This window comes from Bacillus sp. GW823-FHT06B01 (genome assembly GCF_058952315.1).
This window is the reverse complement of record NZ_JBXAHR010000007.1, coordinates 31,124-50,796: the sequence shown is the minus strand read 5'-3', so window position 1 is coordinate 50,796 and position 19,673 is coordinate 31,124. Positions and strand designations below refer to the sequence as shown.

17 protein-coding genes and 1 riboswitch are annotated in these 19,673 nt (G+C 36.9%); of the genes, 5 read left to right on the top strand and 12 right to left on the bottom strand.

The genetic code is table 11. The features are described from left to right. Positions 1-141 precede the first annotated feature (141 nt). Both AC1Q8N_RS24970 and rlmD read right to left on the bottom strand, forming a co-directional pair. Complete coding sequence (locus AC1Q8N_RS24970; protein WP_098078389.1) at positions 142-1,131, bottom strand: tRNA dihydrouridine synthase; 990 nt, start codon at positions 1,129-1,131, stop codon at positions 142-144. Positions 1,132-1,291: 160 nt separating this feature from the next. Continuing rightward, positions 1,292-2,668: a 23S rRNA (uracil(1939)-C(5))-methyltransferase RlmD gene (gene rlmD, locus AC1Q8N_RS24965; protein ID WP_016133496.1), complete on the bottom strand. Its 1,377-nt coding sequence runs from the start codon at positions 2,666-2,668 to the stop codon at positions 1,292-1,294. Between the two features lie 121 nt (positions 2,669-2,789). Continuing rightward, positions 2,790-2,891, top strand: a riboswitch (purine riboswitch). 201 nt (positions 2,892-3,092) lie between these two features. Here rlmD and AC1Q8N_RS24960 point away from each other — a divergent pair. The 4 genes from AC1Q8N_RS24960 to AC1Q8N_RS24945 all read left to right on the top strand — a co-directional run bounded on the left by AC1Q8N_RS24960 (position 3,093) and on the right by AC1Q8N_RS24945 (position 8,249). Next, a complete protein-coding gene (locus tag AC1Q8N_RS24960; RefSeq protein WP_001200511.1) occupies positions 3,093-4,289 on the top strand; it encodes a NupC/NupG family nucleoside CNT transporter in 1,197 nt (398 codons plus the stop codon). 276 nt (positions 4,290-4,565) lie between these two features. Beyond that, the gene (locus tag AC1Q8N_RS24955; protein WP_098078387.1) at positions 4,566-5,669 is read left to right on the top strand and encodes a polysaccharide deacetylase family protein; all 1,104 of its coding nucleotides are present in this window, start codon (positions 4,566-4,568) and stop codon (positions 5,667-5,669) included. Between the two features lie 151 nt (positions 5,670-5,820). Next, the gene (locus AC1Q8N_RS24950) at positions 5,821-6,903 is read left to right on the top strand and encodes a polysaccharide deacetylase family protein (protein WP_048542035.1); all 1,083 of its coding nucleotides are present in this window, start codon (positions 5,821-5,823) and stop codon (positions 6,901-6,903) included. A gap of 116 nt (positions 6,904-7,019) precedes the next feature. Then, positions 7,020-8,249: an aminopeptidase gene (locus tag AC1Q8N_RS24945; RefSeq protein ID WP_046958891.1), complete on the top strand. Its 1,230-nt coding sequence runs from the start codon at positions 7,020-7,022 to the stop codon at positions 8,247-8,249. 40 nt (positions 8,250-8,289) lie between these two features. On the opposite strand, the gene AC1Q8N_RS24940 is transcribed toward AC1Q8N_RS24945, so the two are convergent. The 10 genes from AC1Q8N_RS24940 to AC1Q8N_RS24895 all read right to left on the bottom strand — a co-directional run bounded on the left by AC1Q8N_RS24940 (position 8,290) and on the right by AC1Q8N_RS24895 (position 18,950). Continuing rightward, on the bottom strand, positions 8,290-8,613 hold the full coding sequence (locus tag AC1Q8N_RS24940; protein ID WP_000263262.1) for a DMT family transporter: 324 nt from the start codon (positions 8,611-8,613) through the stop codon (positions 8,290-8,292). A 47-nt stretch (positions 8,614-8,660) separates the two neighbouring features. Next, the gene (gene gabD, locus AC1Q8N_RS24935; RefSeq protein ID WP_098078384.1) at positions 8,661-10,112 is read right to left on the bottom strand and encodes an NADP-dependent succinate-semialdehyde dehydrogenase; all 1,452 of its coding nucleotides are present in this window, start codon (positions 10,110-10,112) and stop codon (positions 8,661-8,663) included. After that, positions 10,105-11,472 carry a sigma-54 interaction domain-containing protein gene (locus AC1Q8N_RS24930; protein ID WP_098049460.1) on the bottom strand — a complete coding sequence of 456 codons (1,368 nt, stop codon included), beginning with the start codon at positions 11,470-11,472 and terminating at the stop codon, positions 10,105-10,107. The genes gabD and AC1Q8N_RS24930 overlap by 8 nt, the downstream gene beginning before the upstream one ends. 115 nt (positions 11,473-11,587) lie before the next feature. After that, the gene (gene gabT / locus AC1Q8N_RS24925) at positions 11,588-12,952 is read right to left on the bottom strand and encodes a 4-aminobutyrate--2-oxoglutarate transaminase (RefSeq protein ID WP_176519565.1); all 1,365 of its coding nucleotides are present in this window, start codon (positions 12,950-12,952) and stop codon (positions 11,588-11,590) included. A 154-nt stretch (positions 12,953-13,106) separates the two neighbouring features. Beyond that, positions 13,107-13,853: an HAD family hydrolase gene (locus AC1Q8N_RS24920; RefSeq protein ID WP_098078379.1), complete on the bottom strand. Its 747-nt coding sequence runs from the start codon at positions 13,851-13,853 to the stop codon at positions 13,107-13,109. A 137-nt stretch (positions 13,854-13,990) separates the two neighbouring features. Further along, the gene (locus AC1Q8N_RS24915; RefSeq protein ID WP_000977669.1) at positions 13,991-14,896 is read right to left on the bottom strand and encodes a diacylglycerol kinase; all 906 of its coding nucleotides are present in this window, start codon (positions 14,894-14,896) and stop codon (positions 13,991-13,993) included. Positions 14,897-15,366: 470 nt separating this feature from the next. Then, positions 15,367-16,794, bottom strand: a complete 1,428-nt coding sequence (gene gatB / locus AC1Q8N_RS24910; RefSeq protein ID WP_001047688.1) for an Asp-tRNA(Asn)/Glu-tRNA(Gln) amidotransferase subunit GatB — start codon at positions 16,792-16,794, stop codon at positions 15,367-15,369. A 14-nt stretch (positions 16,795-16,808) separates the two neighbouring features. Continuing rightward, a complete protein-coding gene (gene gatA, locus AC1Q8N_RS24905) occupies positions 16,809-18,266 on the bottom strand; it encodes an Asp-tRNA(Asn)/Glu-tRNA(Gln) amidotransferase subunit GatA (protein WP_048542045.1) in 1,458 nt (485 codons plus the stop codon). 15 nt (positions 18,267-18,281) lie between these two features. Further along, positions 18,282-18,572, bottom strand: coding sequence for an Asp-tRNA(Asn)/Glu-tRNA(Gln) amidotransferase subunit GatC (gene gatC, locus AC1Q8N_RS24900; RefSeq protein ID WP_000086999.1), 291 nt, complete (start codon positions 18,570-18,572; stop codon positions 18,282-18,284). A 141-nt stretch (positions 18,573-18,713) separates the two neighbouring features. Then, the gene (locus AC1Q8N_RS24895) at positions 18,714-18,950 is read right to left on the bottom strand and encodes a YiaA/YiaB family inner membrane protein (RefSeq protein WP_001254393.1); all 237 of its coding nucleotides are present in this window, start codon (positions 18,948-18,950) and stop codon (positions 18,714-18,716) included. 231 nt (positions 18,951-19,181) lie between these two features. Here AC1Q8N_RS24895 and AC1Q8N_RS24890 point away from each other — a divergent pair, with 231 nt between their 5' ends. After that, positions 19,182-19,664, top strand: coding sequence for a MarR family winged helix-turn-helix transcriptional regulator (locus AC1Q8N_RS24890; RefSeq protein ID WP_000942477.1), 483 nt, complete (start codon positions 19,182-19,184; stop codon positions 19,662-19,664). Positions 19,665-19,673 lie beyond the last annotated feature (9 nt).

Genomic DNA, 19,673 nt, shown 5'->3' with positions numbered 1-19,673 from the left:
TTAGTTGAACCAATCGGGCTTTTATGGGCAGCCCGACCCCCACCTAACTTCTTTGCTTCCGCTGAATTTTGAGGTGGGGGTCTTACTGCTCGTTAATGCGGGATAAAATTGCTACACTCCATCCCTTCTAACGTTCAAAAGTTACACAGTTTCACTCCCCTGTGTCTCACTAACACTCGCCTCAAACTGATTAAGCAATGTACGCACTTCATCCGTCGACTTCGTGCTCATCAATTGATTTCTCAATTCAGCAGCTCCCGGGAAGCCTTTTACATAAATTTTGAAGAAGCGATGTAGTCCTGTGATAGAGCGTGGTAATACTTCTGCATATTGATCTTGAAGATCGAGTTGTAGTCTTAAAAGATCTAAATGTTCTTTACTGCTATGCTCTCTTGGCTCTTTTTCGAAAGCAAATGGATTTTTAAAGATACCTCGTCCGATCATTACACCATCAATGCCGTATTTTTCAGCAAGTTCCAGCCCCATTTTACGATCAAGGATGTCTCCATTGATTGTTATTAACGTATTTGGTGCAATACGATCACGCAATTTTTTAATTTCCGGAATTAGTTCCCAGTGCGCATCGACTTGGCTCATTTCTTCTCTTGTACGTAAGTGAATAGAAAGGTTTGCGATATCTTGTTTGAAAATATGCGTTAACCAATCTTCCCATTCGCTTAACTCTTTAAAGCCCAGTCGTGTTTTTACGCTGACAGGTAGTCCGCCTGCTTTTGCTGCTTGAATAAGTTCTGCCGCAACGTCTGGACGTAGAATAAGACCACTACCTTTTCCTCTTGATGCTACGTTCGGTACAGGGCAACCCATGTTAATATCAATACCTTTAAATCCTAACTCTGCCATACCAATACTCATTTGACGGAAATATTCAGGATTATCTCCCCAAATATGCGCCACGATTGGTTGTTCATCTTCTGTAAAAATTAAACGGCCACGTACACTTTTCATACCTTCTGGATGACAATAGCTATCCGAGTTTGTGAACTCTGTGAAGAATACGTCTGGGCGACCTGCCTCACTTACTACGTGACGGAAAACAACGTCTGTCACATCTTCCATTGGTGCAAGTACGAAAAATGGTCGTGGTAAATCACGCCAAAAATTATCTATCATTTCAAATTCAAATCCTCTCACTATGAATACAATTTCAAACTCTCAATTTATAATTTATGAAAATCAGCAATATTTATTTTAACTAAAATCGCTTATAAATGGTATTTTTGTAAACCAAAAAGCAGATGGTATAGATTCTCCTATATCAACTGCTTTCCTATTATACCAACTTAAGCCAAGCTACACACTCCACATGAGTCGTATGCGGGAACATATCAACAGGTTGTACTTCCTGCGTTTTATATCCGCCTTCTTCTAGTACTTTTAAGTCACGTGCTAATGTTGCTGGGTTACATGATACGTATACGACGCGTTTTGGTTTCATGTCGATGATTGTGTTTAGTAGTGCATCATCACAACCTTTACGCGGTGGATCTACGACCATTGTGTCGGCGATTATGCCTTCTTTGTACCATTTTGGAATAACTACTTCTGCTTCTCCTACGCCAAACTCAGCGTTTGTCATGTTGTTTAGTGCTGCGTTTCGGTTTGCGTCTTCGATTGCTTCTGGGACGATTTCAACGCCGTACACTTTTTTCGCTTTTTGCGCTAGGAATAAGGAGATTGATCCAATTCCACAATAGGCATCAATTACTGTTTCGTTACCATCTAGTTTTGCATATTCTAACGTTTTATCGTATAACACTTTCGTTTGCTCTGGGTTTACTTGATAGAATGAACGTGCTGAAATTGCAAATTTAATGTCGCCGATAAAGTCATAAATGTATTCTGATCCGTACAGTACTGTCGTCGTGTCTCCAAAGATTACGTTTGTACGTTTCGTGTTTACGTTTTGAACAATCGATTTTACTTCTGGGAATTTCGCAGCAATTTCTTCAATGATTGCTTTTTTGTTTGGTAATTCTGCTGTACGAGTAATGAAGACAAGCATGATTTCCCCTGTTACTTGTCCGTAACGAGCCATTACGTGGCGAAGTGTTCCTTTGTTACGCTCTTCGTTGTATGCCGAAATACCGTGTTTTTCACAAATACGTTTTACTTCCTGGATTAATGTATCGTTTTCTTCTGCCTGAATTAAACATGATTCCATATTAATAATGTCATGTGTTCCTTGGCGATAGAAACCAGCGACAAGTCCACCTTCACGTTCTCCAATTGGTACTTGTGCTTTGTTACGGTATACCCATGGGTTCTTCATACCAAGTACAGGGTGCACAGGAACATCGCTTAATCCGCCAATGCGCTGCATAACGTCACGTACTTGTTTTTCTTTCGCTTGTAATTGTCCTTCATATGTTAAGTGCTGAAGCTGACAACCGCCGCACTGATTGTACACTGGGCATTCTGCATCTTTACGATATGGGCTCTCTGTATGAAGCTTCATTAAACGACCGAATGCGAAGTTTTTCTTCACTTTAATAATTTTAATTTGTGCTTCTTCACCTGGTAATCCGTTTTTAACGAAAATAGGATAGCCCTTTACTTTCGCAACACCGGCACCATCATGGGTTAAATCTTCAAATACTACATCTATAAAATCATTTTTTTCAACTGGTGGCGTCATTTTTGTACTCATTTTCCGACCTCTCTTTTTCATAACACTGCGTTACATTTTATCATACTTATATGGTCTATTTCTATCGGAAGAAAAAAAGCTATTGACGATAGTTCTCTGTTAATGTTACGCTACTACTAATTTAATACGGACGATGTTACCTCATATATATTCGATAATATGGATCGAGAGTTTCTACCCGGCAACCTTAAATTGCTGGACTATGGGGAAAACTAATGAATATTAGCCTATGTGCAAAAAAGGACTCATATTGATTAGCTTTCTCTCATAGATGAAAGTGAATCCATATGTGTCTTTTTTTATTTTCATTTTTCTAAAAGGTCAGACATCTTACGTATGACATAAAACCTCTTGTTTTATTTTTAGTAATATAACGAGCGTTTTATGTACAAACTTTATACGAACTTCTGAAAGGGGCAACTACATGCAATATGTAATGAGCATTATCGGTATTCTTGTCGTTTTAGGTTTATGCTTTGCTTTGTCAAACAATAGAAGTAAAATCAACTTCCGTGCAATTGCTATTATGATTGGTTTCCAAATTTTAATCGGTTGGTTTATGTTTGGCACAAAAATTGGTCAACAAATTATTATCTTCATTAGTAAAGTTTTCAACAAACTAATTAAACTTGGTACGACAGGTGTCGATTTTCTCTTTAATGGAATTCAAAGAGATTTTGTCTTTTTCTTAAATGTATTATTAATTATCGTATTTTTCTCAGCACTACTTTCTATCTTTAGTTATTTAGGTGTTTTACCATTCATCGTTCGCGTTGTCGGCGGTGCAATTTCAAAAATTACTGGTTTACCACGCGTCGAGTCATTCCACGCAGTAAACTCTGTATTCTTCGGTTCAAGTGAAGCGTTAATCGTTATTAAAAACGATTTACAGCATTTTAACAAAAACCGTATGTTTATTATTTGTTGTTCTGCAATGAGTTCCGTTTCTGCTTCTGTTACAGCATCATATGTAATGATGTTAGATGCGAAATATGTACTAGCAGCTCTTCCACTAAACTTATTCTCAAGCTTAATCGTTTGTTCGCTATTAACACCAGTTGATACGAAGAAAGAAGATGAAGTGATTCAAAAATTTGATAGAACTTTATTCGGAGACAGCTTTATCGGCGCAATGATTAACGGTGCGCTTGATGGTTTAAAAGTAGCTGGTATCGTTGCTGCATTAATGATTGCCTTCATCGGTGTGATGGAAGTTGTAAACTACGTAATTAGCGCAGCTTCAGGTGCAATGGGATATGCTGTTACTTTACAACAAATCTTCGGTTATATACTTGCTCCATTCGCATTCTTAATGGGTATTCCAACTCAAGATATTATCCCAGCTGGTGGAATTATGGGTACGAAGATTGTATTAAACGAGTTTGTAGCAATCCTTGATTTAAAAGGTGTTGCATCAACATTATCTCCACGTACAGTCGGAATCGTTACAGTATTCTTAATTAGCTTCGCAAGTATTAGCCAAATTGGTGCGATCGTTGGGACAATCCGTGCTCTTTCTGAAAAACAGGGAAGTGTCGTATCTAGATTCGGTTGGAAAATGTTATTTGCATCAACACTTGCTTCTATTTTATCTGCAACAATCGCTGGATTATTTATTTAATAAAAAACTCCACCTTACTTCTCCTTTTCTAAAGGAAGTTTAGGTGGAGTTTTTTCATCTTCTAAATGTATTTTTATGTAAACCTCACCAGAAAAATATAAGGTGTTTTTCCGAATTATTCCAAAAATGTATTCCCCTCTATATTCTATAGTGATATGATGTACAAGGGTATAACTCAAATTTTTAAAATCAAAAATTTGAGTTAGTGTCACTTATACGAATGATAATTTCAAGACATAAGTGATGATAATTAAAACACAATAGAAGGATGATAGAATGAAAAAATATACATATATCGCTTTACTTTCTTCTGCTATTCTCGTAGGTTGTAACACTAGTAGCACTAGTGATAAACAAATAAAAGAAGCAACGGCGAAACAAACAGTTGAACAAAAAAAAGCGAAAGCGGTTGAACTGCCTTTAACACAAGGGATTATTACATGGGATCCGTATGAATATAACGCACAAAATACCACGCTTTATACAAAGGATTTAAGAGATTCATTCACACAAGTACGTTACAATATTTGGCGTACTGCTGATGGTCCTGAAAACAAACAAACTTTTACTTCACAAGAAAAAGAACGTGACTTTGCCCTCCCACTACATTTAAAATCATTTCATTTAAAACGTGGCGAATTTCAAATTGAAACAGTAGGAATCAAAGAAGATCATACTGAAACAAATCTAGTAACATCTAAAATTACATTCCAGCAACATGTACCCGTATTAATGTACCATGCGATTGAAAAATACCCTGGACCAAGTGATGGGGATTACGGCTTATACGTACCACCTGAGCAATTCGAAAAACATATGCAATACTTAAAAGATAACGGTTATACGATGCTTACATTTGAACGTTGGAATGATATAAATCGTGTAAATAAACCTGTTTTTGTAACGATGGATGATGGTCGAAAAAATAATATGAACGCTCTTCATATTTTACAAAAATTAAAGGATGATAGATTTCAACCTACGGCTACTGAATTCCTTACTTCAAATGAGATAGACAAACCAAATCGTCTATCAACAGATGAGATAAAACAAATGATGGATTCAGGCATTTTTTCTATTCAATCACATACTGCTAATCATACGATGATGGCTCATTCAAGCAATTATGATGAGGAATTACGTAGTTCGAAAGAAAAAATCGAAGCCCTTACTGGTAAAAAGGTCATAGCTCTTGCCTATCCAGTAGGTTCTTATAATGATCCAGCTGTTGAAGAAACAAAAAAATATTATGAGTTCGCAGTAACTACTGATCACGGTAATCACATTACAAAAGGGATGCCAAACGAACAGTACTTAATTAAACGCCACTTTGTAGGGCCTAATACATCAATGGAAAAATTCATATCTCTTATAAAGTAAACTTTACTAAAAAACAGTCGAAATGGCTCTATTAAAAACCTGTCTCATTACTAAAATGATATGATGTACAAGGGTATATCCCCACCTCTCTTACAGCGGTGGGGATTTTAAATATGAGTATGCAACATAATACACAATAGAAGGTGATTTCATGAGAAAATACGCAGCAATTGCTTTATGTACATCTGCCATTCTAGCAGGCTGTAATACTAGCAATGTAAACCAGGAACCTAAAAAAGAGAAAAAGGTTCAAGAAGTTAAGAAACAAGAAGAGACTGTGCAAGAACAAGGTAAAATTTCTTATCATCCGATTACACACGAATCTACAAACACTACTATTCATATGACAGATATAAAGGATACTTTAAGTGAGGTACAATATAAAATTTGGCGCACAGCTGATGGGAAGGAAAGTGCTAAACCTTTTTCTTCTAAAGAAAAGGAAAAGCAATTTTCACTTCATTTTGACATAAAAGAATTTGAAGGAAAACGCGGTGAGTTCCAAATTGAAGCAATAGGAATGAAAGAGGATGGGAAAACCATTCCACTCACAAAATCTGCTATTACTTTCGAGCAAAAGGTTCCCGTTCTTATGTACCATGCAATCGATGATTATCACGGACAAGGCATTAAAGATTTATTCGTATCACCTGCTAATTTTGAAGCCCAAATGAAATATTTAAAGGACAACGGCTATACATTACTAACTTTTGAACGCTGGGGCGATATAAATAAAGTTAATAAACCTATCTTTGTTACATTTGATGACGGTATGAAAAATAATATAAATGCATTTCATATTTTACAAAAGCTAAAAGATGATACGTTTAAACCAACAGCAACAGAATATATGATTGTTAATAATGTCGATGCTGAAGGATCACTTTCTACATCTGACATAAAAGAAATGGTTGATTCCGGCATTTTCTCTATGCAATCTCATACTGCAACACATGCAGACTTGCCGAAAATTACAAACTATGAAGAAGAATTAAAAGAATCAAAGGAAAAGCTAGAGAAAATAACAGGTAAGCCTGTTACTGCAGTTGCTTATCCATTCGGTCATGTGGATGATAAAGTTGTTGCAGAAACGAAGAAATATTATCAATTTGCGACGACAACAAAACCCGGAAAATTCATTACGAAAGGTGAACCCGATGAGTTGTTAAAAATGAAGCGTGTTCGCATACACCATACGACGACCGTAGAACAATTTGCTTCTTCGATTAAATAACGATGAGAGCTCAATATATTTTGAGCTCTCTTTTTACGCTATATTTATATATATTTTTTGAATTTTCTTGTATTATATATAGTAAGAAATCTTTCAAATTAAAGGAGATTATACATATGTCATTTGAACAAACGTTAGAGAAATATGCTGCTCTTGCAGTCAATGTTGGTGTTAATATTCAACCAGGACAAACATTATCAATTAGTGCACCTCTTGAAGCTGTACAATTTGTGCGCCTCGTTACAGAAAAAGCATATAAATCTGGTGCAAAACACGTATATGTGGACTGGAATGATGAGACGTTAACACGCTTAAAGTTCGACCTAGCTCCTGAAGAAGCATTCGCTGAGTTCCCATCTTGGAAAGCACACGCTCGTGAAGAATTAGCAAAAGAAGGTGCTGCATTTATGTCTATTTATGCAGAAAACCCTGATTTATTAAAAGGTGTAGAATCAACGCGTATCGCAACAGCTCATAAAGTAGCTGGTGAAGCAATGAAAGTATACCGTGATTACGTACAAGCTGATAAAGTAAGCTGGTGTGTCATTTCTGTTCCTACGAAAGAATGGGCTGCGAAAGTATTCCCTGACGTTGCACCAGAAGAACAAGAAGCAAAACTATGGGATGCTATTTTCAAAGCTACTCGTGCGGATTTAGAAAATCCTGTGGAAGCATGGAAAGAACACGATGAAACGTTACATACAAAAGTTGATTACTTAAACGAAAAACATTATAAAGCCCTTCACTATACAGCTCCTGGAACAGATTTAACGATCGAACTTCCAGAAAAGCATGTATGGGCTGGTGCTGGTAGCTTAAATGAAAAGAACGTACCATTTATGGCGAACATTCCAACTGAAGAAGTATTTACAATGCCACTTAAAACAGGTGTAAACGGCCAAGTATCTAGCACAAAACCGTTAGCATTTGCAGGTAATATTATCGATAACTTCACGTTAACATTTGAGAACGGACGTATCGTAGATTATAAAGCTGAAACTGGTGAAGAGGCTTTAAAACATTTAGTAGAAACAGATGAAGGTTCTCACTTCTTAGGAGAAGTAGCTTTAGTACCTCATGATTCACCAATTTCAAACACAAATGTTTTATTCTACAATACGCTGTTTGATGAAAACGCATCTTGCCACCTTGCAATCGGAAGTGCTTATGCTTTCAACTTAGTTGGTGGAAAAACAATGTCTAAAGAAGAACTTGCTGAAAATGGTGCGAACACTAGTATTACACACAATGACTTCATGATCGGATCAGCCGAGCTTGATATCGATGGTATTACAGATGATGGCAGACATGAGCCTATCTTCCGTAAAGGTAACTGGGCATTTTAATAAAAACAAAAGGCTATCTTCCACACCGGAAGATAGCCTTTTATGATGCCGATGAAACCTTAAGCCCAATTACTCCTAAAACAATAAAAAGAATACAAAATGCTTGGAATAAGCTAATGTGCTCTTTAAAGAAATACACACTAATGATTGTAATAAGTAATGTTCCTACACCAGACCAAATGGCATAAGCGATACTTAAATGAATTTTTTTGACAACGATAGCAAATACGCTAAAACAAATTCCATAAAATACGAAAATCAGTACACTTGGAACGAGCTTTGTTAAACCGTTTGATAATTTCATCGCAATTGTTCCAGCTACTTCAAAAATAATTGTTACGAGTAATAATAGCCAATATACCATACTAGAATCTCCTTCTCTGTTACCTTATAGAGATTCTAGTATACTACTTATAGTCCTAATGAAATATATTTAATTTCTAAATATTCCTCGATACCGAAATGGCCTCCTTCACGGCCAATACCACTTTCTTTAAAACCACCGAATGGTGCTTGTGCAACTGATGGAAGTCCATCATTTAATCCGATAATACCGTACTCTAATGCTTCGCTAACTTGGAATGCTTGACTAATATCTTTTGTGAAAATATAAGCAGCTAAGCCATATGGTGTATGATTTGCTCGTTCGATTACTTCTTCAACCGTTTTAAATTTCGCAACTGGTGCAACTGGACCGAATGTTTCTTCATTCATACAAAGCATCGTATCGTTCGCCAATCCAATTACAGTTGGTTGCATAAAGTGTCCATCTAGCTCTGCAACCTTATGACCACCAAATAAAACTGTTCCACCCTTTTGGATAGCATCTTCAATATGTTCCTGTACTTTCGAAACTGCATTCTCGTCAATAAGTGGTCCTACAGTCGTTCCGTCACCGAAACCGTCTCCTACTTTCAACTGCCCTACTGCCTTTTGGAACTTCTCTACAAACACTTCATACACTTCTTCCTGAACAAATACTCGGTTTGTACATATACACGTTTGTCCTGCGTTACGGAATTTCGAACCGATTACCGCCTCTACCGCTTTATCTAAGTCCGCATCATTCATAACAATAAACGGCGCGTGACCACCTAACTCAAGTGAAACCTTTTTCATCGTTTGTGCAGCACTGGCCATTAATTCCTTCCCAATTTCCGTTGATCCTGTAAAGGAAACCTTTCGAACACGTCCATCTTCCATCCACGTATCAGCAATTGCTTTCGCACTGCCTGTTACAATATTTATTACGCCTTTTGGAATGTCTGCTTCATGGGCTAATTCAGCTAATTTCAAAGCAGTTAACGGCGTTTGGCTTGCCGGTTTTACAACTGCCGTACATCCTGCTGCAAGTGCCGGGGCTACCTTTCTCGTAATCATAGCAGCAGGGAAGTTCCAAGGTGTAATAGCTGCCATAACTCCAACTGGTTGCTTCATAACTAAAATACGTTTATTCGGATGAGAAGCAGGAATCATTTCACCATATACGCGTTTTCCTTCTTCTGCATACCATTCAACAAAGCTATTTGCATAATTCACTTCACCAAGTGCTTCTGCAAACGGCTTTCCTTGTTCTCTCGTCATGATCGCTGCAATCTCTTCTTTATTTTCATCAATAAGTGTGAACCATTTTTTCAACTTCACTGCACGGTCTGCTGCCGTTAACTTAGACCATGATTTAAAAGCTTCATGGGCCGCATCAACAGCTTGCTTTGCCTCTGTTACTCCGCCCTTTGGTACCGTCGCAAATATTTCCTTCGTTGCTGGATTATTTACTTCGATTTGTTCTTGTAATGTAATCCACTCACCATTTATATACATCGCCTTTTTTTCTACATTTACAAACGTCGCTTTTTTATCCAATGTTTTCTTCCTCCTCTATAAGTTTCTTTATTTTCCTAGTGGCAGCAGATTGACTTATTTTTAAAAACTCCGCTACTTTATAACTCGATCCATATGTTTTATATGCTTTCAAAATAATATTCCGTTCTACTTCTTCTAACATTTTATAGAGACTTTGACCGGACTGTTCAACCGTTGATTCTTGCATCGCTATTGGCAAATCTTCTATCGTAACGATATCGTCAGCAGTTATAACAATTCGCTCAATCACATTTTCAATTTCTCTATTATTTCCTTCCCAAGGGTAACCAACAAATATTTGCAATGTGCTAGGTGCTAATTTTACATTCCGGCCATATTTTTCATTAAAGTGCTGTAAATAATGATAAATGAGTGGCAAAATGTCTTCGGTTCTTTCCCGGAGTGGCGGAATTAAAATTGGAATGACATTTAGACGATAATATAAATCTTTCCGGAATGTTCCTTGTTTCACCATCATACTTAAATCTCGATTTGTTGCCGCTACAATTCTAACGTCCACCTTTTTTAATTCCCTTCCGCCTATAGGGCGAAACGTTTTTTCTTGCAACACTTGCAAAAGCTTCGCTTGAATTTCAAGCGGCATTTCGCCAATTTCATCTAAGAAAAGAGTTCCTTTATGCGCGGCTTCTAATAGTCCCTTTTTCCCTTCACGATTCGCACCTGTAAAAGATCCACCTGAGTATCCAAAAAGCTCTGATTCAATTAAATTCGTTGGCAATGCCGCACAGTTAATTTCATAGAAACTTTCATTCTTCCGGTTACTCACTTCATGTAAATGACGTACTAATCGACTCTTCCCTACTCCTGTCTCACCTAAAACGAGAACTGTACTATCTACCACAGATACTTTCTTAATTGTCTCGACTATTTTTTGCATAGCGATACTTTTAAAAATAAGTCCTTCATGCTCATACGTTTCTCTTAATTCTTTTTTATATGTTTTTAACTGATTATCCATTTCCTCTACCTTTTGACGTAATTGGTAGAGTTCTGTAAGATCACGAGAATAACTAATTACTCTTCTTAAATTCCCCTCATCGTCAAAAACAGGCCTTGTACGAACATGTAAATACTCTCCTGATTTTGTCGTTTGAACGAGTTCAATCGGTCTCTTTTTTTCAATTACTTCTAACGTTGCCGATGGATAAAAGATACCATCCTTCTGCAACTCTTTTACATGCTTACCTACTAACTCTTTAGCAGCTAATTGATAGTGCCCTTCACATGTACTATTTACACGCACAACGATTCCCTTTTCGTCAGTTACAAAAATTTCGTCAAACGCATATTCAAATACATCTTGTAAATCCATTAACACTCGTTCCTTTTCTCCAACCATCCTAGCCACCCCTAACTTTCAATCCATCGATTCACTTCACTACCTTTATTATAAAGTGAATTTTCTGCATTTTATATAGAGTCAGCTAGAATGTTTGCGATTTATTATTTAGCTTTTAAACACGAGCAGTATTTGCTTTCTCATAACAGACTTGCAATGATTCTTCAATTATTGTTAATCCTTCTTCAAGTTGCTCATCTGTAATAACTAATGGCATTAACACACGAATAACATTACCGTATGTCCCTGCTGATAGTAGGAGTAATCCGCGTTTATTTGCCTCTGCGCACAAATTAGCTGTTAACGTTTTATCAGGTGCTTTCGTCTTCCGATCTTGAACAAGCTCGAATGCACACATTGCTCCTAAACCACGCACATCACCAATGCAATTATATTTATTTTTCATCTCTTCAAATCGGTTCATTACGACTTTTCCTAATTCTATTGCTCTATCATTTAAATTCTCTTTTTCTATTACATCAAGTACTGCCAATGCTGCTGCACATCCTAGTGGGCTTCCTGCATACGTTCCACCGAGCTCTCCCGGCGCAGACTCATTCATAATTTCCTTGCGCCCAATAACACCACTAATCGGTACACCAGCGCCTAATGATTTAGATACCGTAATTAAATCTGGAACGACATCATAATGATCAATGGCAAAATATTTTCCTGTACGACTAAATCCTGTTTGAATTTCATCCGCTACAAATAAGATGCCGTGTTCTGAACAAATATTGCGTACTTCTTGCACAAACTTCTTACTTGGAACGATAAATCCGCCTTCCCCTTGAACAGGTTCCATTACAACGGCTGCAATTGTTTCTGGTGCTACTTCTGATATGAAGAAATTCTTAAACTCTTCAATCATAAAGTCATCGTACTGCTCTTCCGTTAATCCTTCTGGGCGGCGATATTCGTACGGGAATGGTGCTTTATAGACTTCAGGCGCAAATGGGCCAAATCCAAATTTATATGGTTTTACTTTACTTGTCATCGTCATTGTCATTAATGTACGCCCGTGGAATCCTTTAGAAAATGCAATAATACCAGGTCTTTTTGTATATTTACGAGCGATTTTCACTGCGTTTTCAACCGCTTCTGCACCACTATTTAAAAATAGTACTTGCTTATCAAAACTTCCCGGCGCTAATGCCGCAAGTTTTTCTGCTAATTCAATATATGGCTCATACATCATGACATTAAATCCAGTATGAATGTATTGATCTACTTGTTTATGGAGCGCCTCTTTAACAGCTGAATGACAATGCCCTACGTTAATTGTTCCGATTGCTCCCGCGAAATCAATGTACTGATTGCCATCAACATCTGTTACAAGAGAACCATTTGCAGATTGTACAAACGTTGGGATGCCGTTACTTACTCCTTTTGGTACTATATTTTGGCGGCGTTCTAATAAAGACGCTGCTTTCGGTCCAGGAATTTGTTCATTTACTTTAGCAAATTTTTTTGTGTTCATTACGTACCCCATCCTTTTCTTTACATTGTTTTCTCTTTTCATTGCAAAATGTATGCCAACGTTCTTTCCCAGCATTCATCCTGCATACCTTCTATGTCGACATAAAAAATAAGTCTATAAAGACTCATTAAGAGTCCTTATAGACTTATTTTTCTTACACAATAGACTTTCCTTGTTCCCAAATCAACTCACCCGAATGAGAAATAAACTCCCCAACAGATTGTACTACTAAATCTGCAAGTGGTTCTAACGTTTGACGATCTCCTGTACCAGACAGTACTCCAATTGCATAGCAATCGCCGCCATTTTTCGCTAAATATAAATCAGTTGGTGTATCTCCAACGACGGCTACTTCACATGCTTCTAAATGAAACTTCTCACAAAAAGATTCTACAATTCTTTTATCTGGTTTTTGTGCCGGAAATGTATCTGAAGCTACAACATAATCAAAAAAGGACTCTAATTGATATTGTTTCAAAAATAATTCTGTTGGTGCAAAATCATCAGCTGTCACAACACCTAAAATAAATCCTCTATCCTTTAAACCTTGTAAAATCCTCGGTAAATCCGCCGTCATTTTCATATAGGAGCGGTGTTCATACATAAGAGAAAATAATTTTTCACTTACCCACTCATGCATTTCCTCTTCCTTAGATGACATAATATACTTACAAAGCCCCTTTGCAACATCAAGGCTTGTTCCTGCCGCTATTGCGCTATGAGGGTTCACAAATACCCCATTCACACCGATCTCTTTTAATAAATCTTGCTGCATTGACTTTGGAAGTTGATATAGATTTATACATTCCGCCACAAGTTCTTCAGCTACTTTTATCCAAATTGAATGAAAATCCATTAATGTCCCATCTTTATCAAATAGTATTGCTTTTACCTTCTCCATAGCACCCTACCTCTCGTTTCTTATCTCCTCCAGTGTATCAATAAAGTATGGATATAAAATAAACGAATTGTAAAAATACCATAAAAATCAAACTAACTTCCAATTTACAATTCCTCTATATAATAAAAAGGATGCCTTTACAGGGCATCCTCTTGTTGTTCAGGAACAAATAGTTCAAGACAATGATATATATTTTCGAATTCCATCGGTGCATCTCCACCGTATTCACCGTCTAAGTTAATCATTAGTTTATCTGGTGAATGCACTTTAATTCGATTTGCTTGTGTGTATAGCACTTTTGGGTTATTAATATGTTCACCACGCTGCGCTTGTGTTGCTGCTTTAATTAAGTCAGCAATAGAACCTTTTTTCAGTACTAATAAATCAAATAATCCATCGTTAATCGATGCATATGGTGCTACCTTTTCAAAGCCGCCCACTGAACGAGTATTCGTAATTAAAAACATCGTAATTTCTTCTTGTAGTAATTTCCCATCATACTCAATTTCAACATATGTTGGATGTAATGACGGTAACATTTCGATTCCTTTTAAATAGTAAGCAAGTTGGCCTAATACCGTCTTTAGCTTGCTTGGCACTTCATATGTTAATTCTGTAATACGGCCGCCACCAGCGATATTAATGAAATATGTATCATTCGCTCTACCAAGATCTAACGGAACTGTTTTCCCTTCACAAATAATATCCGCAGCCTCTTCAATAGCACGAGGTACACCGATCGCACGCGCAAAATCATTTGTCGTTCCAACTGGAATAATTCCAAACTTTGGACGATGTTCATGTCCTACTAAGCCGTTCACCACTTCATTTAATGTACCATCACCACCAGCTGCGATAACAACATCAAACTTACGATCCGCAGCTTGCCTCGCTGCCACAGTCGCATCTCCAGGACCAGTTGTCGCATGACAAGACGCTTCATATCCAGCTTGTTCTAATTTTTGTAATACTTCCGGTAAGCTCTTCTTAAATAGCTCGCGCCCAGAAGTAGGATTATAAATAATTCTTGCTCGCTTCATCATTTATTAGCACAGGAAATTTCTTTATATATTGAAAAAGAACATACCGAACTTCTATTCAGTATTCCCATGCCTACCTCCTCTCATCTTCCTATCCTTCTTTTATCTCGCTCAAACAGGCAGTAAGAACCCGATTCGTGTAGTCCATCAAAAGTAAATATTCATTTCAATGGTTTTGTTTTATTTGACAAAAAATTTATGTCCATCTATTTCCTCACAACAATTTACATATAACGAATAATAATTATCTATTATTTCATGAGATGAAAAAAACCTCTATGTCTAGATTTATCATTATTCCCACCTTTTTGCAACTATCATACCATAGTTGCTATACAAACATTTTTACACTTTTGACAGTTAATCAAACGTTTGTTTAAACGATCTTCTCTCATTTAAACAAACGTTTGATTAACCTAGAAAAACACCCATGTACGGGTGTTTTTCTGCTTAATCTTTACAAGTTACTATTATTATCGCTTATTAATCTCTTCAAGTAAGATTTTGTTAACAAGCGGCGGATTTGCTTGTCCTTTTGTAGCTTTCATAATTTGACCAACTAAGAAGCCAATTGCACGGTCTTTACCGTTTTTAAAGTCTTCGATAGATTGCTCATTATTATCAAGAATTTCTGTTACAACTTTACGAAGTGTACCCTCGTCAGAAATTTGAACAAGACCTTTTGCTTTAACGATTTCCTCTGGGTCTCCACCTTTTTCAATTAACTCGTTAAATACTTTCTTCGCGATTTTAGAAGAAATTGTACCTTTTTCAATTAATTGAACCATTTTAGATAAACCAGCAGGCGTTAATGCAACGTCTTTTAATTCTTTTTGTTGTTTGTTTAAGTATGCAAGCACTTCACCCATTAACCAGTTTGATGTTAGTTTCGCATCTGCTCCATCTTCAATTGCTGCTTCAAAGAAATCAGACATCTCTTTCGTTAATGTTAATACGTGTGCATCATAAGCTGGTAAGCCAATTTCTGCAACGTAGCGAGCTTTACGTGCATCTGGAAGTTCTGGAATCGAAGCACGAATTTCTTCTTTCCATTCATCATCGATGTAAAGTTCAACTAAGTCTGGCTCTGGGAAGTAACGGTAATCGTCAGATCCCTCTTTCACACGCATTAAGATTGTTTTCTTCGTTGCTTCATCATAACGACGTGTTTCTTGTTGGATGATACCACCAGATAACAATTCTTTCTCTTGGCGCACTTGCTCGTGCTCAAGACCTTTTTGTACGTAAGTGAATGAGTTTAAGTTTTTCAGTTCCGCTTTTGTACCGAACTTCTCTTGTCCAACTGGACGAAGGGAAATGTTCGCATCACAACGCAAGGAACCTTCTTCCATCTTACAATCAGATACGCCAGTGTATTGAATGATTGATTTTAACTTCTCTAAGTATGCATATGCTTCTTCTGGCGTACGCATATCTGGCTCAGATACGATCTCGATTAAAGGCATACCTTGACGATTGTAATCTACTAATGAACCATCAGCTGTATGCGTTGATTTACCAGCATCTTCTTCTAAATGAAGACGTGTAATACCGATACGTTTCTTTTTACCGTCTACTTCAATTTCAATCCAACCATTTTCACCAATTGGCTTATCGAATTGAGAAATTTGGTAAGCTTTCGGATTATCTGGGTAGAAATAGTTTTTACGGTCGAACTTCGTTTCCGTTGCGATTTCACAGTTTAATGCCATTGCAGCTTTCATTGCAAAGTTAACTGCTTCTTTATTTAAAGTAGGAAGTACCCCTGGGTATCCTAAGTCAATTACACTTGTTTGTGTATTTGGCTCCGCTCCGAATTCTGTTGGACTCGCAGAGAAAATTTTCGAATTTGTTTTTAACTCAACGTGAACCTCTAAACCAATAATTGTTTCTAAATTCATTTATTCTCGCCTCCTTACAGACTTGCTTTTTTTGTATGATAGTCTGTTGCTTGCTCAAACGCATGTGCAACGCGGTAAATTGTCGCTTCATCGAAGTGTTTACCAATGATTTGTAGACCAAGTGGCATGTTATTAGCACCGAATCCACATGGAACAGAAATCGCTGGAACACCCGCTAAGTTTACTGGGATTGTTAAAATGTCATTTGCATACATTGTCATTGGATCATCAACTTTTTCGCCCACTTTAAATGCCGGAGTTGGCGTTGTTGGTCCAATAATAACATCGTAGTTAGCAAATACATTTTCAAAGTCGTTTTTAATTAATGTACGTACTTGTTGTGCTTTCTTGTAGTATGCATCATAGTAACCAGAGCTAAGTGCAAATGTACCAAGCATAATACGACGTTTTACTTCATCACCAAAACCTTCGCTACGTGTGTTTTTGTAAAGGTCTAATAAATTATTTACATTATCAGAACGAACACCGTAACGTACGCCATCAAAGCGTGAAAGGTTAGCAGATGCTTCAGAAGAAGATAATAAGTAATACGTTGCTAGAGCGTATTTAGAGTGTGGAAGAGATACTTCCTCCCAAGTTGCGCCCATACCTTCTAATACTTTTAAAGCAGCTAGTACTGACTCACGAGCTTCTTCGCCAACACCTTCTCCTAAGTATTCTTTCGGTACAGCAATGCGTAAACCTTTAACGTCGCCTGTTAAACCAGCTAAGTAGTTTCCTACTTCAACGTTAGCAGAAGTTGCATCCATACGGTCAATACCTGAAATAGCTTGTAATAAGTATGCATTATCTTCTACTGTACGTGTAATCGGTCCGATTTGGTCAAGTGAAGATGCGAATGCTACTAATCCGTAACGAGATACGCGTCCGTAAGTTGGTTTTAAACCTACAACGCCGCAATATGCAGCTGGCTGACGGATAGAACCACCCGTATCAGAACCTAGAGAGAATAATACTTCTCCTGCTGCTACAGCTGCTGCAGAACCACCACTAGATCCGCCTGGAACGTAATCTAAGTTCCATGGATTTTTCGTAGCGTAGAAACCTGAGTTTTCATTTGAAGAACCCATTGCGAACTCGTCCATATTTAACTTACCGATTGTAACTGTGTCAGCAGCTTTTAGCTTTTGCACAACTGTTGCATCATAAATTGGATCAAAGTTTGCTAACATTTTGCTCGCACAAGTTGTACGAAGACCGTTAGTTACAATGTTATCTTTTACACCAATTGGCATACCGAATAATAAACCATTATCTTCAGCACCAATTTTCGTGTCTAATTCTTTCGCTTTCGCGCGTGCGTTTTCTTCATCTAATGTAAGAAAAGCTTTTACGTTATCTTCAACATCCGCAATACGTTTGTATGATTCTTCTACTAAATCCGTAACGGAAATTTCTTTGTTGTTTAACTTCTTATGTAACTCTGATACGGAATGATCAAATAATGACATCGAAATTCCCCTCCTCTATTCTAATACTGCTGGAACACGGATTTGATTATCTTTGTGATCCGGTGCATTTTTTAATACTTCTTCGACTGGTAAACCTTTTTCTGGTACATCTTCACGCATAACATTTTTCATAGTTAATACATGAGTTGTTGGTTTTACATCAGTTGTATCTAATTCATTTAACTGTTCTGCAAATGTAACAATTGCATCTAGTTGTTTTTGAAATTTTTCAGCTTCTTGATCAGTAATTGCAAGACGTGCTAAATGTGCTACGTGCTTTACATTCTCAACGGAAATTCTTGACACGGCTAGGCCACCTCCATAATATATCGTTCAATCTACAATACTATTGATGATACCAAATTTTCAGTACTTCAAGCAAGTCAACACACGGCACTTACTGCATTTTTACATAAAAAAAGAAAGGCGAATGCCTTTCTTTACGATTTACTCTTTATCTAACGGTTTATTTTTCGGAAATCTCTCGTTATCTTCTTCATTATCACGAATTGTTTTTTGTAATACAAAACAAGACATCGTTAAAAATAATGTTCCAATTAAATAATATCCTTTTACACTAAGCGTTTCATCTAACGTATAAATCCCAATTAGCATACCTGAAAGTGCACAAACAAATGAAGTCCATGCTAAAAACGTGAACGCTTGCGTATTACGTCTTCTCATCGTTCTCCCCCTCGTTAGCTATACATCCATTATAGATAAGTATATTTACCATGATGGATTTTTATGTAAGTTCTAGTTTTATATTTATACATCTATCATAAAAGAATACTATTTTAAAATACATTTTCTGACTAATCTAAAAAAACAATTAAAATTATTGACATTTATTTCAATTCTGTATAAAATAAAAACAAATATTACGAACCTCGAAATATACGGGAGTGGAAATAATTGTTGCAATATGAACATTTTTTAGACTTACTGCTAGATAACGCCAAGAAACTTTTTTATCCTGAAGAATGGGTAAGCCTAGATTTAACACTTTCTAAAACAGAAGTATTTTGTTTACTTTGGATGGAGCGAAATACAGATATTACAATGACAAAAATCGCTGACCTTCTTGATATACCGATGAGTACAACGACAGGTGTTGTAAATCGCCTCGTAAAAAAGGGATATATTGAAAGGTACCGTGATGAAAACGACCGACGCATTGTATTAATTCGTTTAACAGAAAACGGCGTAATGCTCGTTCAAGAAGTAAAACAAAATGCAGCCCATTACTTTAACCTAGTGACAGAAGCATTATCAGAAGAAGAAAAAGCATTCTTACTACAAATCTTCCAAAAGATCATGAATCACATTGCTACGTCACAGCAAAAAACAGAAGAAAAAGTTTCTACACCTAAAATGAAAAACATTCCGATTGAATAAAACCCTAGT